At 66.5% G+C, this 14601-nt stretch carries 14 protein-coding genes; 8 read left to right on the forward strand and 6 right to left on the reverse strand.

Annotated features, from left to right (window positions below; genetic code table 11):
• Nucleotides 1–1890 carry a TRAP transporter permease gene (locus tag LXN00_RS02135; protein WP_234504049.1) on the forward strand — a complete coding sequence of 630 codons (1890 nt, stop codon included), beginning with the start codon at nucleotides 1–3 and terminating at the stop codon, nucleotides 1888–1890.
• Nucleotides 1887–3452 (forward strand): thiamine pyrophosphate-binding protein, encoded by a 1566-nt coding sequence (locus tag LXN00_RS02140; protein WP_234504052.1) that lies wholly within the window; start codon nucleotides 1887–1889, stop codon nucleotides 3450–3452. The genes LXN00_RS02135 and LXN00_RS02140 overlap by 4 nt, the downstream gene beginning before the upstream one ends.
• Nucleotides 3453–3456: 4 nt before the next feature.
• On the opposite strand, the gene LXN00_RS02145 is transcribed toward LXN00_RS02140, so the two are convergent.
• The 6 genes from LXN00_RS02145 to LXN00_RS02170 are packed head-to-tail and all read right to left on the reverse strand — an operon-like array spanning nucleotide 3457 to nucleotide 9816.
• Nucleotides 3457–4200 carry an ABC transporter ATP-binding protein gene (locus tag LXN00_RS02145; RefSeq protein WP_234504054.1) on the reverse strand — a complete coding sequence of 248 codons (744 nt, stop codon included), beginning with the start codon at nucleotides 4198–4200 and terminating at the stop codon, nucleotides 3457–3459.
• Nucleotides 4193–4957, reverse strand: coding sequence for an ABC transporter ATP-binding protein (locus LXN00_RS02150; RefSeq protein ID WP_234504056.1), 765 nt, complete (start codon nucleotides 4955–4957; stop codon nucleotides 4193–4195). The genes LXN00_RS02145 and LXN00_RS02150 overlap by 8 nt, the downstream gene beginning before the upstream one ends.
• Nucleotides 4938–6602 carry an AMP-binding protein gene (locus tag LXN00_RS02155; protein ID WP_234504058.1) on the reverse strand — a complete coding sequence of 555 codons (1665 nt, stop codon included), beginning with the start codon at nucleotides 6600–6602 and terminating at the stop codon, nucleotides 4938–4940. Before LXN00_RS02155 ends, LXN00_RS02150 begins: the two co-directional genes overlap by 20 nt.
• Nucleotides 6599–7660 (reverse strand): branched-chain amino acid ABC transporter permease, encoded by a 1062-nt coding sequence (locus LXN00_RS02160; RefSeq protein ID WP_234504063.1) that lies wholly within the window; start codon nucleotides 7658–7660, stop codon nucleotides 6599–6601. The genes LXN00_RS02155 and LXN00_RS02160 overlap by 4 nt, the downstream gene beginning before the upstream one ends.
• Complete coding sequence (locus tag LXN00_RS02165) at nucleotides 7657–8520, reverse strand: branched-chain amino acid ABC transporter permease (protein ID WP_234504066.1); 864 nt, start codon at nucleotides 8518–8520, stop codon at nucleotides 7657–7659. Before LXN00_RS02165 ends, LXN00_RS02160 begins: the two co-directional genes overlap by 4 nt.
• Nucleotides 8521–9816, reverse strand: a complete 1296-nt coding sequence (locus LXN00_RS02170) for an ABC transporter substrate-binding protein (protein ID WP_234504076.1) — start codon at nucleotides 9814–9816, stop codon at nucleotides 8521–8523.
• A gap of 176 nt (nucleotides 9817–9992) precedes the next feature.
• Between LXN00_RS02170 and LXN00_RS02175 the strand changes: the two genes are divergently transcribed.
• The 6 genes from LXN00_RS02175 to LXN00_RS02200 are packed head-to-tail and all read left to right on the forward strand — an operon-like array spanning nucleotide 9993 to nucleotide 14516.
• Nucleotides 9993–10583, forward strand: a complete 591-nt coding sequence (locus LXN00_RS02175; protein WP_234504078.1) for a TetR/AcrR family transcriptional regulator — start codon at nucleotides 9993–9995, stop codon at nucleotides 10581–10583.
• Nucleotides 10555–11700 carry an acyl-CoA dehydrogenase family protein gene (locus LXN00_RS02180; protein ID WP_234504081.1) on the forward strand — a complete coding sequence of 382 codons (1146 nt, stop codon included), beginning with the start codon at nucleotides 10555–10557 and terminating at the stop codon, nucleotides 11698–11700. The genes LXN00_RS02175 and LXN00_RS02180 overlap by 29 nt, the downstream gene beginning before the upstream one ends.
• A gap of 5 nt (nucleotides 11701–11705) precedes the next feature.
• Entirely contained in the window at nucleotides 11706–12953 is a 1248-nt protein-coding gene (locus LXN00_RS02185; RefSeq protein WP_234504084.1) for a serine hydrolase domain-containing protein, read from the forward strand.
• On the forward strand, nucleotides 12953–13714 hold the full coding sequence (locus tag LXN00_RS02190) for an SDR family NAD(P)-dependent oxidoreductase (RefSeq protein ID WP_234504095.1): 762 nt from the start codon (nucleotides 12953–12955) through the stop codon (nucleotides 13712–13714). The genes LXN00_RS02185 and LXN00_RS02190 overlap by 1 nt, the downstream gene beginning before the upstream one ends.
• Before the next feature lie 5 nt (nucleotides 13715–13719).
• Nucleotides 13720–14166: a MaoC/PaaZ C-terminal domain-containing protein gene (locus LXN00_RS02195; RefSeq protein ID WP_234504097.1), complete on the forward strand. Its 447-nt coding sequence runs from the start codon at nucleotides 13720–13722 to the stop codon at nucleotides 14164–14166.
• Nucleotides 14163–14516 (forward strand): PaaI family thioesterase, encoded by a 354-nt coding sequence (locus LXN00_RS02200; RefSeq protein ID WP_234504100.1) that lies wholly within the window; start codon nucleotides 14163–14165, stop codon nucleotides 14514–14516. Before LXN00_RS02195 ends, LXN00_RS02200 begins: the two co-directional genes overlap by 4 nt.
• The last annotated feature ends 85 nt before the right edge of the window (nucleotides 14517–14601 follow it).

Genomic DNA, 14601 nt, shown 5'->3' on the forward strand with positions numbered 1-14601 from the left:
ATGGAGGGGCGCTGGGACAAGCTCCCCGCGTGGGTTCGGGTTTGGATACGGAGCACCTCCTTCTTGGGTGTAGCCTTAATCCTGTACTACCTCTTGGGTAGCCCCTTCGTTGGGTTCGCCATCTTGGACTTCAGCTATTACTGGTTGCTTTTGGCCCTCTACTTGCCTGTGGTCTTTCTCCTCTTTCCCGCCCGTCCCCAGGACGCCCGGCCCCGGTGGTACGATTATGCCCTCGCCTTGGGCGTTTCGGCCACGGGGCTTCTCCTCGCCTGGCATGGTCCCAGCATGGTCCTTCGGCCCTGGACCAACCCGGAAGCCCTTTGGCAGGTGGCCTTGGCCCTCTTCCTCTTGGGGGTGGTGCTGGAGGGGGCCAGGCGGGTAGGCGGGATGGGCTTCGCCTTGGTGACCCTGGTCCTGGCGGCCTACCCCTTGTTGGCCCCTTACTTGCCAGGCCTTCTCTGGGGGCCTTCCCTTCCGTGGCAGGAGGTCCTGGGCTACGCCGTTTACTCCACCCAGGGGCTTTTAGGCCTACCCATGCGCACTGTGGGCGAGCTCTTGGTGGGTTTCCTCCTCCTTGCCGCCTTTCTGGTGGCCCTGGGGGCCGGGCAGGTCTTTTTGGAGGTGGCTGCAGCCCTTTTCGGCTGGACCCGAGGAGGGGCCGCCAAGATGAGCGTGGTGGCGAGCGCCTTTTTCGGCAGCCTGAGCGGGAGCATCCTCTCCAACGTGGCCAGTACGGGAAGCCTCACCATTCCCGCCATGATCCGCTCTGGGTTTCCCCGGACCTACGCGGCGGCGGTGGAGGCGTGTGCCTCCACGGGGGGCGTGCTCATGCCCCCGGTGATGGGGGCCGTGGCGTTTGTCATGGCCAACCTCCTAGGTGTGCCGTACGGCCAGGTGGTGGCTGCAGCCCTCCTGCCCTCCCTGCTTTACTACCTGTCCCTCTTCGCCCACGTGGACCTCTACGCCGCCCACCACGGGTTTCGGGGCTTGCCCCGCGCCGAACTTCCTTCCTTGGGACCGAGCCTACGCCGGGGGCTTCCTTTCCTGCTAGCCTTAGGTTTTCTGGTCTTCGCCCTCCTGTACCTTCGCCTGGAGCGCCTCGCTCCCCTATATGCCCTGGGCTTTCTGCTCCTCGCCTCGGGAAGGGGATTGCGATGGGAAGCCTTGGACCGTGCCCTGGTGGGCGCCGCTTCCCTCATCGGCCAGACCCTGGCCCTCATCCTCCCTGTAGGGCTTATCCTTGCCGGGCTTGTGGGAACGGGGGTGGCCCCGGCCCTCACGGGGGCCTTGGTGCGGATGGGCGCGGAAAACCTCTACATAGTCCTCTTGGTAGGGGTGGCCATCGCCTTCGTTTTGGGGATGGCAGGGGTGATGGTGGCCGCCTATATCCTCCTCGCCGTAACCCTGGCACCCGCCCTTGTGGGCGTTGGGGAGTTTTCCCCCCTAGCGGTTCACCTCTTCATCGCCTACTGGTCCATGCTCTCCGCCATCACCCCCCCTGTGGCCGTGGCCGCCTTTTTGGCCGCCCGCATAGCGGGGGCCTCGCCCATGGGGGCGAGCTTCACCGCAGCCAAGCTGGGGCTTGCCATTTACTTTCTCCCCTTCTTCTTCCTCTTTGAGCCTGCTTTAATCCTCCAGGGAAGCCCTCTCTCCGTGGCCTACCATCTGGCCTTGGCCGCGCTAGGGCTTCTCTTTTTGGTGGGGGCTTTGGAAGGGTATTTCTGGGGCTTAGGCCCTCTTCCCCTTTGGGCGAGGGTCGTCTTCGGGGTTGGTGGCGTCCTTTGTGCCATCCCGGAAAGCCTAACCAGTTTCCTCGCCCTTCCGGGGCTTTTGCTCGTGGCCCTAGGCCTGCGCCGGCGGGTGGGGCGGAAAGGGAGCGTGGAAGGATGACCGCACGGGAAAGCGCCCACCGGTGGCTTCGGGAGCGGGGTATCTCCTGGGCCTTCGGCAATCCGGGTTCCACCGAGATCCCTTTCCTCCTGGGCCTAGAGGAGGTAGCCCGTTACGTCCTCGGCCTGCACGAGGGCGTGGCGGTGGCCATGGCCGATGGGTACGCCCAGGCCAGCGGTCGGGTGGCCTTGGTAAACCTCCACGCGGCGCCGGGCCTGGGGAACGCCATAGGGGCGCTCTACACCGCTCGGAAGAACCGCTCACCGCTCCTTGTCACCGTGGGCCAGCAAGATCGCCGGCACCTCTTTCGCGATCCCCTCCTTTCCGGACCCCTGGTGGAGATGGCGCGCCCCGTGACCAAGGCTGCCTTTTCCGTGGAGCGGGGAGCTGATCTTCCGGAGGCCCTGGAGCGGGCCTACCACCTGGCCATGACTCCTCCTCGAGGGCCCGTGGTGGTGGCCATCCCCATGGATCTCTGGGAGGAGGAGGCCCCACCCCCTAGGCTTAAGGTCCTCCTTGCCCCTGGCCCGGCCCAGGGCCTAGAGGCTTTGGCCGAGGCCCTGGCCCAGGCCACCCACCCTGCCCTGGTCCTGGGGGGTGGGACAGACACGCCTTTGGCTCGCCAGGCGGCCCTCCGCCTCGCCGAGGCCTTGGGCGCCCCTGTTTTCTCGGACCCCATAAGCCCGCGCCACCCCTTTCCCACGCAGCACCCCCTCTACCGTGGGGTGCTACCTCCTGTGGCCCAACGGATCCGGGAGGTCCTCGAGGCCTTTGATGCGGTCCTGGTAGCTGGCGCGCCCTGCTTCCTCCTTTACCCTTACTCCCCAGGCCCCGCGGTGCCCGCAGGCACCCAGCTTTTCCTCCTTACCGATGACCCCGAGGAGGCGGCCCGGGCGGAAGCCCAGGAGGTCTACTTGGGCGATGTGGCCTTGGGGTTAGAGCGCCTCTCCCGGCTGGTCCTGCCCCAGGCAAGGGCGGTACCCCAGGGTACCCCCACCCCTTTGCCCGCCCCCTATAGCCCTTCGGGCCGCCTGAACCCCCCTTACGCGGCGGCCCGCCTCGCCCAAGCCCTGTCCTTGCGGTTCGTCGTGGACGAGGCCATCTCCCTAAGCGGGGCTTTCCGGCGCCACCTGCGCCAGGAAGGGGGAGGCTACCTCCATGGGGCGAGCGGGGGATTGGGTTTTGCCGCGGCCGCCGCCGTAGGGGCCGCCTTGGCTGGACAAAGGGCCGCGGCGGTGGTGGGGGAGGGAAGCTTCCTCTTCACACCCCAGGTGCTTTACACAGCTAGGGAGTTTAAGGCGGACGTGCTATTTGTGGTCCTCAACAACGGGGGATACGGTATTCTCAAGGGCTTCGCCCAAAGCCTCTACTCCGGCCAGGCAGAGCGGGTCCCGGGCCTTGCCCTTTCGGGAGTGGATTTTTGCCAGCTGGCCCAAGCCTTCGGCGTTCCCGCAGCCAGGGTGGAGGACCCAGAAAGTCTAGAAGCGACCCTGGCGACGCTTCCCGCCGGGCCGTTCCTCCTGGAGGTGGTGGTGGACCCCACACCCCACCCCGCCTTCTAAAGGGTCAAAGACCCAGATACGCCCTCTGGAACGAAGGGTCTTCCAATAACGCCTTGGCCTCGCCCTGGCGGACCAAGCGGCCGTTGGAAAGCACGTAAGCCCGATCCGCTAAGGCGAGGGCTTGGGCCGCTTCCTGCTCCACCAGGAGCACCGTGACGCCCTCTTGGCGCACCCGGGCCACCTGCTCCAGGACCAGGGCCCGCACCTTGGGGGCAAGCCCGGTGGAAGGCTCGTCAATGGCCAGCAGTTTGGGCTTGCCCATGAGCGCCCGGCCCAGGGCGAGCATCTGCTGTTCCCCACCGGAAAGGTCGCCCGCCCGTTGCCGCCTCCGCTCCGCAAGCCTGGGGAAAAGGGTATACACGTATTCCAGGCGCGCCCTCACCTCCGCCTTGGGCAGGAGGAGCCCCCCCGCGAGGAGGTTCTCCTCCACGGATAATTCTCGGAAAGGCCGCCGCCGCTCAGGGCAGAGGACCAGGCCGAGCCGGGCAATCTCGTGGGGGAAAAGGCCGTCAATGCGCCGCCCCTGGAAGCGGACCTCGCCTTGGAGCTTGATCTCCCCGGCCCGGGTGCCCCGGTGGAGCCAGGCCTCGAGGCGCACAAGCCCGGAGATGGCCCGGAGCAGGCTGGTCTTTCCTGCGCCGTTGGGCCCCACCAGGCAGACCAGCTCCCCTTGCCGAACCTCCAGATCCACCCCGAAGAGGATCTGGGCCTTTCCGTAGAGCAAGGAAAGCCCCCGCACCTCAAGCATGGGGCACCTCCCCCAGGTAGGCCTCAATGACCCTGGGGTCCTGGACCACCTGGCTTGGGGTGCCCTCGGCCAGGACCTCGCCGAAGTTTAGGACCACCACTCGGTCCGCGATTTTGAAGAGCTCGGAGAGCTTGTGCTCAATGATGACCATGGCGCACCCCTCGCTATGGAGCCTGCCAAACCGCCCCCCCTTGCGCAGGCGGGCCAAGGACTTGGCCAAAAGCTCCGTTTCCACCGGGGTAAGGCCGGCAAAGGGCTCGTCCAGGATGAGGAGTTCGGGCTCCGTGGCTAAGGCCCGGGCGATTTCCAGGCGTTTGAGCTCCCCTTGGGAGAGGACGGAGGCGGGCTCCTTTGCCTTGTCAGCTATGCCCACAAACTCCAAGGCGTCCAGGGCGCGGGCCTCCGCCCGCTTCACCCAGTCCCCCTTGCGCCCCCCCCGGGGCCCGTAGGCCGCCACCAGCACGTTGGCCAAGACCGGTAGCCGCCGCAAAGGCCTGGGGTTCTGGAAGGTGGCGGCGAGCCCCAAGCGCACCCGCTCCCACGTGGGCAGGGAAGAGATATCCCTGCCTTTAAAGAAGACCCGCCCCCCGTCGGGCCGGTGGATGCCGAGGAGAACCCGGAGGAGGGTGGTCTTGCCGGCCCCGTTAGGGCCGATGAGCCCTACGATTTCCCGCTCGCCCACCCTGAGGTCCACGCCGTTCAGGGCCAGGAGCCCCCCGAACCGCTTGGTGATCCCCCTAGCCTCCAAGAGCTCCACCCTCCACCTCCTCCCTAAGTTCCCGGCGGGAAACCTTGCCCACGTCGGTCTTGGGAAGCTCTCCACGGAACTCTATCTCCCGGGGGAGCTTGTAGGGGGCTAGGCGGTCCCTCAGGAAGGCAAGGAGCTCTTCCTCCGTCACCTTGCCCCGGGCTTCGGGCTCCAGGACCACGTAGGCCTTGGGATAGGCCCCCACCTTGGGGTCCGGCACCCCGATCACCCCCGCCGCCTTCACCAGGGGGTGGGCCCGCAAAGCCTCCTCAATCTCCCGCGGGAAAACGGGCCGGCCCTTGTACTTGATCATGTCCTTGGCCCGGTCGTAGAAGTGGAAATACCCCTCCTCGTCCATGCGCACCAGGTCTCCCGTGCGGAAGAAACGAAGCCCCTGCTCCATGAAGAAGCTTTTGGCGTTCTCCTCTTCCCGTTGCCAGTAGCCCTGGGTGATGTTGGGCCCCGCAAGGGCGAGCTCCCCCACCTCCCCCACGGGCACGGGCTCCAGGGTCTCGGGGTCCACCACCAAGGCCTGGATGCTGGGCAAGGGGATGCCGAAAGACCCCCGCTTGACCCGCTCCCTGGGGTTGACGTGGCTTGCGGCGGAGGTTTCCGTCATCCCGTAGCCCTCGGCGATTTCCCGGCCAGTGCGCCGGAAAAAGGCATCCGCTGTGGCCTCGTGCAGCGTATCGGCCCCACTTAAGACCACCTCGAGGCGCCGCCAGTCCACCCAGTGGGTCCTGGGGTGGTCCCGGAGAAGCTCGTACAGGGAGGGGACGCCGAAGAAGTGGGTGGCTCGGTAGCGCACCATAGCCTCTAGGATCCAGTCGGGATCGGGCGTGGAGAAGACCAGAAGCCGCGCCCCAGCAAGGAGCCCCCCAAGTAGAAGGACCACCTGGCCGTAGATGTGGTAGAAGGGCAGGAAGGCCAAGAGGGTGTTGGCCGGCCCGAAGGGGTTGAAGCTCTGGATCATCCGGTGGGCGGCGAGGAGGTTTTGGTGGGTGATCCGCACCCCTTTGGGCAGGCCCGTGGTACCCCCGGTGTAGGGGAGGGCGGCGAGGTCCTCGCTCCCCCGGGGCTCCGGGGCGGGGAGGGGGTCTGCCCGGAGGAGGTCGGGGAAGGGGTAGACCCCAGGGCCCCGGGGTGCGGGAAGCCGGCGCACCAGGAGCCGCTGCCAAGAGGGCAAGGCTTCCCTAAGGGAGACCACCACCTTTGCCTCCAGCCCCACCCCTGCCCGCTCGGCGTTTTCCAGCAGAGCGTCTTGGACCACGAGGAAGCGGGCCCCCGAGTCCGAAAGCTGGTGCCGGAGCTCATGGGAGGTGTAAAGGGGGCTCACCGGCACCACCACGCCCCCTGCCCAAAGAATGCCCAGGTAGGCTATGGCGAACTGGGGGCTGTTGGCGAGGTATAGCCCTACCCTGTCTCCCGGCTTAAGGCCTAAACTCCTAAGCCCCCCGGCAAAGCGGCGTATGGCCTCGTGGAGATCGGCATAGCGGTAGGTGCGCCCGTAGTAGACCAAAGCGGTCTTCCTGCCGAAGCGTTGGAAGGCCTCCTCCACGTGTTGGCTGACACTCCCCATGGGGAGGGGAATTTCCTTGGGCGCTGTGGGGGGGTAGAAGCTTAGCCAAGGACGCTCCCAATAGGCCTGCGTCATGCCCGCACCTCCAAGCGCATTTCCACGCCGCAAACGCGGCACCGCCTCCGGGTGAAGGGGTTGCGGACCTTGCAGCGGGGGCACTCCTCCTCGAGGCGGTCCAGCACCCCCCGCACTACCCCTTGAGGCAGGAAGCGCATGACGAGGAGGATGAGGATGGCAAACCCCACCATGCGCCACTCCTCGGCCACCCGCAACAGCTCCAAAAGGGGCACGAGGAGGAAGGCGCCCGCCACGGGGCCATAGATGGTGGCGATGCCGCCAAAGACCGTCCAGATCACGGGCTGGATGGAGGTGAAAAGGGAGAGGCTGTCCGGGCCCGCCACCCGCAGGTAGTGGGCATAGAGCCCTCCCGCTAGCCCCGCAAAAAAGGCGCTTACGGCAAAAGCCAGGAGCTTGTAGGCCACGGTGTTCACACCCACCATGCGCACCGCAGCCTCGTCCTCCCTGAGGGCGTGGAAGATGAGGCCCAGTCTGGAGTTGGCAATCCTCCAGAGGATATAGACGGAAACGAGCATGGTGAGGGTGACCAGGTAGTATTCCTCCAGCCGGTTTTGGCCCAGGCGGGGAAGTCCCGAAAGCCCCAGCTCTCCCCCCGTGAAGTTGGGGAAGAGGAAGATAATTCCCAGGGCCAGGATGGGAAAGGCCAGGGTCACCAAGGAGAGGTAGGGGCCCTTCACCCGGAGGGAGGGCAGACCCACGAGGAGGCCCGCCAGGGTGGCCAAGGCCGCCCCCAGGGGAATGGTGGCCCAAGGGGCCAGGCCGAGCTCCCGGCCCAGCAGGGCGGAGGCATACCCCGAGATGCCGAAGAAGAAGGCGTGGCCGAGGCTCACCTGGCCGGTGTAGCCCGAGAGAAGGTCCCAGCTCGCCGCATAAAGGGCGAAGAGAGCGGAGAGGGTAAGGACCCGCAGGAGATAGGGGTCCTGCGAGAAGAGGGGAAAGAAGAGGAGGAAGAGGACGAAGAGCAGGGCGATAACCCGGCTGGGCAAGGCGAGGACCTCGTGCCTAAGGAAAAGCAGCAGCCACGGAATGGACCAGACGCGCAAGGGGCCGGTCATCGCTCCTCCGCGAAGGATGTGCCGAAGAGGCCCTCCGGCTTGAGCACCAGGACCAGGACCAGCACCGAAAGGGCCACGGCGGTGCGCAGGAAAGCGCCCCCGGGTACCAGGTTCACCACCACCACCTCGGCAAAGGCCAGGATCACAGCGCCTAGAAGGGCTCCCGGAAGGCTTCCCAACCCCCCCAGGACCACCGCCGCCAGGACCACCAGGAGGGGGGCCGTCCACATGTGGGGCTCTAGGGTGGCCATGGGAGCCACGGCGAGGCCTGCCAGGGCGGCCAAGAGGGCACCCAGGCCCACGGCCCAGTACCCGGCCCGAGAAAGGCTCACCCCCACCAGTTCCGCCGCCTCCATGTCCTGGGCGGCAGCCCGAATGGCAAGCCCGATGCGGCTTCCTTTAAGGAAGGCCCAGGCCAAGAGGAGGACCAGGGCGGCAAACGCCAGGGCGAGGAGGGCCTGTTGCGCCACCCGGACCCCCAGGAGCTCCACAAAGCCCGGAAGAAGGGCCGGCACCGAGCGGAAGTGCCCCCCGAAGAGGAGGAGGAGGACTTCTTGGAAGAGGAGGGCTATGGCGATGGTGACGATGAGGACTGTGGCCTCGTGCTCCCGCAGCGGTTCAAGGAGAAACCTGTAGGCGAGCAGGGCAAGGCCCAGGACCAAAAGGGCGGCGAGGAGGGCGGCGGGGAGGAAGCCTGTATAGCCTAGGAGGAAGAAGAGGAAGTAGGAGGCGGCCATGTAGAAGGCCGTATGGGCCAGGTTGAGGATGCGGGCCACCCCATAGGTGAGGGCGAACCCCAAGGCCAGCATGCCGTAGATTCCGCTTAGGACCAGGCCATTCACCAGGATGGCGGCGAGCATCTACCGCCTCCAGGCCTCCACCACCCAGGGGGGAAGTTGGTAGGGCCGCACGCCCGCATACCCCACCACCCGGTCCCCCACGCGCCAAGCCCGGGGCCAGAAGGCCTGCATCCGGCTGCCCACCCACTGGACTCCAAGGCCCGTGGTGTACCCAGGGCCCCACGTGACGTCGTGGACCTTGTCAAAGACGATCCTGCCCGAAGGACCCACGTAGTCCGTGGCCTCGAGGGCCTTCACCACCGCATCGGCCTCCAGGCTCCCTGCCCGGAGAATGGCCTCCTTCAAGATGTGGAGGGCCACGTAGGCCCCGCTAGCCGTGTAGATGGGGAAACGCTTGAATCGGCTCTGGAAATTGCTGATAAAGGGTAGGGTCTTGGGCGTGATGGCCACGCCCGGGGCCAAGGTGTTAAGGGTGGCCACATAGACCCCAAGCCCGTCCGTGGCCTGGAGCCAGGTTTCCTGCTGAGCCTCCACGTTGATCCCTACGGGCGCAGCGGGAATCTTGAGCCGGCCCCAGTCCCGGCCGAAGGGCACTCCTACGGGTCCGGAGAGGACGGTGTAGATCACCTGGGCCTGGGCCCGTTGGATCGCGGTGAGCTCAGGGGTCACGTCCGTGGCCGTGGCCGAGGGCCGCCAGACCCCCACCACCTCGGCCCCATACCCTTGGGGCGGCGGCGCGGCGATGAGGCGGCTTGCCGTTTCTACCAAGGGATCGGCCCATGCGGCCCGCTCGGCTAGGATGGCCACCTTGGGCCTGGACAGGTTGAGCTGCTGGCGCACCGCCTGCACCACCTCCCCCAGGAGGAGCAGGGAAGTGCGCGCCAGGTCGCTGGACTTGTTCGGGCTCACGCGGAAGAGGTACTTGAATCGTTCGTAGTTGCGGTCCACCCGGCCAGCAAGAATGCCGTCCAGGGCAGCACCCGTGATGATAAAGGGCTTCTTGTAATCTGCCGCCACCTCGCTCATGGCCAGGACGGCCTCGCTGCGGAAGCCCCCGATGAGGAAATCCACCCTTTGGGCCGTGATGGCCCGCTCCACAGCGGTGGCGGCGTCCGTCACGCTCGTGATCTCGTTGGTGTCCACGCGAACGAGCTCAATTCGGAACGGCCGGCCGCCCACCACCACTCCGCCCTCCCGGTTGATCTCCTCCGCCGCCAGGGTAGCTCCATACCACGTGTGCTCTCCCTGGACGAAGGCCATGGGTCCCACCACGCCCACGCGAATAACCTGAGCAAAGGCGGACCCTCCCAAGGCAAGAAGCGCCAGTAGGCTTGCTTTGGCCCAGGTACGCCGCATCAGCGTCCTCCCTCCTACCGGTGGAGCGCGCCCATACCCTAAAACCAAGACGCGCCCGTATTTACCGACCGGTTGGTTACCATGTTAATGGCTTAGCCTGGCCCTTGTCAAGGCCGGGGCTTGACAGGAGCGTGGGGAGGGGACTATCGTGGAACTTACCGACCGGTCGGTGAGCCATGGTAACCACCACGAAAGACCGCATCCTCCAGGAGGCCGCCAAGCTCTTCACGGAGAAGGGCTACGAGGCCACGAGCGTCCAGGACGTGGCCCAAGCCCTAGGGCTTTCCAAGGCGGCCCTCTACCACCACTTCCGGAGCAAGGAGGAGATCCTCTTGGCGATAAGCCTCCAGGCCCTCGAGGGCCTGGTGCGGGCGGGGGAGGAGGCCTCGGCCCACCCGGACCCGGAAGAGGCCCTCCTCCGCTTTATGGAGGCCCACGCCCGCTTCTTTGAGGAGAACTACCCCTTCTTCGTCACCATGCTCCAGGGCATAAAAAGCCTCTCCCCGGAAAACCGGGCCCTCACCAACCGGCTTAGGGACCGGCACGAGGCGAACCTCAGGGCCATCCTCCAGCGGGGGATAGCGGCGGGGGTCTTCCGGCCGGTGGACGTGGCCCTGGCGGGCCGGGCGGTGCTTTCCCTCCTCAACTGGATGATCCGCTGGTTCCGCCCTGGAGGGCCCATGCGGGCGGTGGAGGTGGCCCAGGCCTACCACGACCTGATCCTGAGGGGGTTGAAGGATGGAGATACCCGAGCACAAGGAGCTTAGGGCCTTGGCCCGCCGCTTCCTGGAGGAGGCGGCCCCGGCGTTGAAGGAGTACGAGGAGAAGGAGGCCTTCCCCTGGCCCCTGGTGCGGCGCATGGGGGAGCTGGGCTTCCTGGGGGTTTTCGTCCCCGAGGAGCTGGGCGGGGCAGGGCTGGACTTCTTCGCCTACCTCGCCCTTTTGGAGGAGATGGGAGGCTACGCCTCCTTGCGCTCCATCCTCTCCGTGCAGCAAAGCCTGGTCTTGACCCCGCTCCTTACCTACGGGACGAAGGACCAAAAGGAGCGGTACGTGCCCCTCCTCGCCCGGGGAGAGGTCCTCGGGGCCTTTGGCCTCACCGAGCCCGAGGCCGGCTCCGACGCCGCAAGCCTCCGCACCCGGGCCTACCGGGACGGCGACCACTACGTTTTGGAGGGCCAGAAGACCTTCATCTCCCACGGCAACGTGGCGGAGGTCTTCCTCATCTTCGCCAAGACGGACCCCGAGAGGGGGGCGAAGGGCATCACCTGCTTCCTGGTGGAGCGGCAGGACGGGGTGCGCACGAGCCCCCTTAAGGGAAAGCTCGGCCTTAGGGCGGCGGACACGGGGGTGGTCTTCCTGGACGGGGTCCGGGTGCCCAAGGAGCGGATCTTGGGCCAGGAAGGCGAGGGCTTTAAGATAGCCCTTTCCACCCTGGACACGGGCCGCATCTCCTTAGCGGCGGGGGCGGTGGGGCTCATGCGGCGGGCGCTGGAGCTTTCCCTGAGCTACGTGAAGGAGAGGCGGCAGTTCGGCCGGCCCATCGCCAGCTTCCAACTGGTCCAGGAGCACCTGGCGGAGATGAAGCTGGACCTGGAGGCCTCGAGGCTCCTCGCCTACCAGGCGGCCTGGAAAAAAGTCAAGGGGGAGCCCTACACCCTGGAGGCGAGCCTCGCCAAGCTCTACGCCTCTGAGGCCGCCAACCGGGTGGCCTACCGGGCCATCCAGGTGCACGGCGGCTACGGCTTCTTTGAGGAGTACGAGGTGGCGCGGCTCTACCGGGACGCCCGCATCCTGACCCTTTACGAGGGGACGAGCGAGGTGCAAAAGCTCATCATCGGGGCGCACCTCACGGGAATAAAGGCTTTTGATGTGCGGGGGTGAGCGGTATGCGGCTGTGGCGGTTGGTTTTCTTAAGCGTAGCCCTCCTGGGCCTCGCCTTGGCCCAGGTACGGGAAGGGGTGGACCTCGGGGTTCTCCAGGCCTTCAAGGCCCGCCTCGAGGCGGAGGTGGCCCAGGGTCGGCTTCCCGGCGCGGTGGTGCTGGTGGCGCGCCACGGCCAGGTGGTCTTCCACGAAGCGGTGGGTTACCTGGACCCCAAGGCCCGGACCCCCATGGCCAAGGAGGCCATCTTCCGCATCTACTCCATGACCAAGCCCCTGACCTCGGTCCTCGCCCTTCAGCTCGTGGAGGAGGGGCGCCTTTTCCTTACGGATCCCATCGCCCTTTACCTCCCCGAGTTCCGGGAGGTGCGGGTGGGGGTGGAGCGGGTGGGCCCGGATGGCAAGCCTGTCCTGGAGCTCGTGCCGGCCCAAAGGCCCATCACCCTGTACGATCTCCTGCGCCATACCTCGGGCATCACCTACGGCATCTTCTTTGACTCCTTGGTGAAGCAGGAGTACCGCAAGGTGAACGCGGATGCCCTAGACCAGACGCGGGAGGAGTTTCTGGCCAAGCTGTCCCGCCTCCCCCTCCAGGTCCAGCCCGGCACCCTTTGGGAGTACGGCAACTCCACGGACCTCCTTGGCCACCTCCTGGAGCGGGTCACGGGCCAAAGCCTCGGCGCGCTCATGGAGGAGCGCATCTTCCGGCCCTTGGGCATGGCGGATACCGGCTTCCAGGTGCCCCGGGAGAAGTGGGGCCGGATCGCCGAACCCTTTGGAGAGGATCCCTTCACGAGAACCCCCACCCCGCCTCCCCTCAACGTGCGGGACGCCCCCAGGCGTTACTCGGGAGGAGCAGGCGCGGTGGCCACCGCCCAGGACTACTACCGCTTCCTGCAGGCTCTCCTAAACGGTGGGGAGCTGGAAGGGCGCCGTATCCTCTCCCGCAAGGGGGTGGAGCTCCTCACCCAGGACCACCTGGGTCCCCTCTACCTCCGCTCCCTGGAGCGGGGGGCTCCTTACCTTCCGGGCTTCGGGTACGGCTTCGGCCTTGGGGTGGCGGTGCGCCTCGAGGACGGGGGAAGCCCCCTGCCCGGCTCCAAGGGGGACTACTTCTGGGCGGGGCTTTTCGGCACCTACTTCTTCGTGGACCCGAGGGAACGCCTCATCGGCGTTTTCATGATGCAAAACCCCGGAGGCCGCACCTACTACGCTGGGCTTTTCCGAAACGCCGTCTACGCCAGCCTGCGCTGATGGGAAGGCTTTCAGGAAAGACCATCCACGTGACCGGAGCTGCCCACGGCATCGGTCGAGCGGCCCTTGACCTATTTGCCCGGGAGGGAGCAAGGCTCCTGGCAGTGGACGTGGAGGAGGGAGCCCTGGCAGAGGCCGTGGCCCCCCTGGAAGCAGAGGCGGTGGCCGTGGTGGCGGACGTGAGTACCCCGGAAGGCGTGGAGGAGGCCTTCCGGGAGGCCTTGGAGGAATTTGGGGTGCTCCACGGGGTGGCGCACTTTGCGGGGATAGCCGATAGCGCCCTCTCCTGGAAGCTCCCCCTAGGGGAGTGGGAGCGGGTGCTCCGGGTGAACCTTACGGGGAGCTTCCTGGTAGCCCGGAAGGCAGGGGAGGTCATGGAAGGGGGAAGCCTTGTCCTCACAAGCTCCGTGGCCGCTTTGGGTGCCTTGGGCCTTGCCCACTACGCTGCCAGCAAGATGGCCGTGGTGGGCCTTGCCCGCACCTTGGCCTTGGAGCTTGCCCGGAAGGGGATCCGGGTGAACGTCCTGCTCCCCGGGCTCATCGCCACCCGGATGACCGCGGGGCTTCCCGAGTGGGCCTGGCGGAGGGAGGTGGAGGCCACTCCCCTTGGGCGGGCGGGCCATCCCGAGGAGGTGGCCCGCGCAGCCCTCTTTCTCCTCTCCGAGGAGGCGAGCTACCTTACCGGCCAGGCGATTTACGTGGACGGAGGCCGCTCCATCGTGGGCCCCGGGGCTTACGCCCCGTTGGCGCAAAGGAGGTGAGGAGGATGCCCATGTACTTTGAGGACTTTGAGGTCGGCCAAAGGTTTTCCACCCCAGCCCGCACGGTGACGGAGGCGGACGTGGTGAACTTTGCCGGGGTTTCCGGCGACTATAATCCCATCCACACCGACGCGGAGTTCGCCAAGGAAACCCCCTTTGGCCAGCGCATCGCCCACGGGCTTCTGGTGCTTTCCATGCTCACGGGGCTTCGCCAGCGGGCGGGCCACTTTGAGGGGACCATCATCGCCTGGCTGGAGATCCGGAACTACCGCTTCCTGAAGCCCGTCTTCATCGGGGACACGGTGCGGGGGGAAAGCGAAATCCTGGAGAAGCGGGAAACCTCCAAGCCCGACCGGGGCATCCTGGTGCAACGGGTGCGGGTCTACAACCAGCGGAACGAGGTGGTGCAGGAGGGCGAGTTCGTGACCATGGTGCGGCGGAGGCCCGCTTGAGCCCCTTTGCCCGCTTTTTCCAGGCGGAGGTCCTGCGGAAGGAAGCGGGCGAGGCGGAGCTTCGCCTACGGGTGCGGGAAGAGTTCTTGCAGGGCCAAGGCTTGGTTCACGGCGGCATCCTCGCCGCCCTTTTGGATAGCGCCCTAGGCCAGGCGGTGGAAAGCCTGGGGGTTAAGGTGGTCACGGCGGAGCTTTCCGTAAGCTACCTCCGCCCCGTGCGGGAAGGGGTGCTCGTCGCCCGGGGGTGGGTAATCCACCCCGGCCGGCACCTTCTCCACGCCGCCGGGGAGGTGCTTTTGGAGGGGAAGCGGGTGGCCTTCGCCAAGGGGGTCTTCTACCGGGTGGGCTAGGGTTATACTGGGTCTAAGAGGCTGTCGTAAAAGGGTGGTATTCTTGAGGGATGAGCTCTAGACGATCTTACCCCAGCGACCTCAG

The organism is Thermus brockianus (genome assembly GCF_021462505.1).
Classification (GTDB): Bacteria; Deinococcota; Deinococci; order Deinococcales; family Thermaceae; genus Thermus; species Thermus hydrothermalis.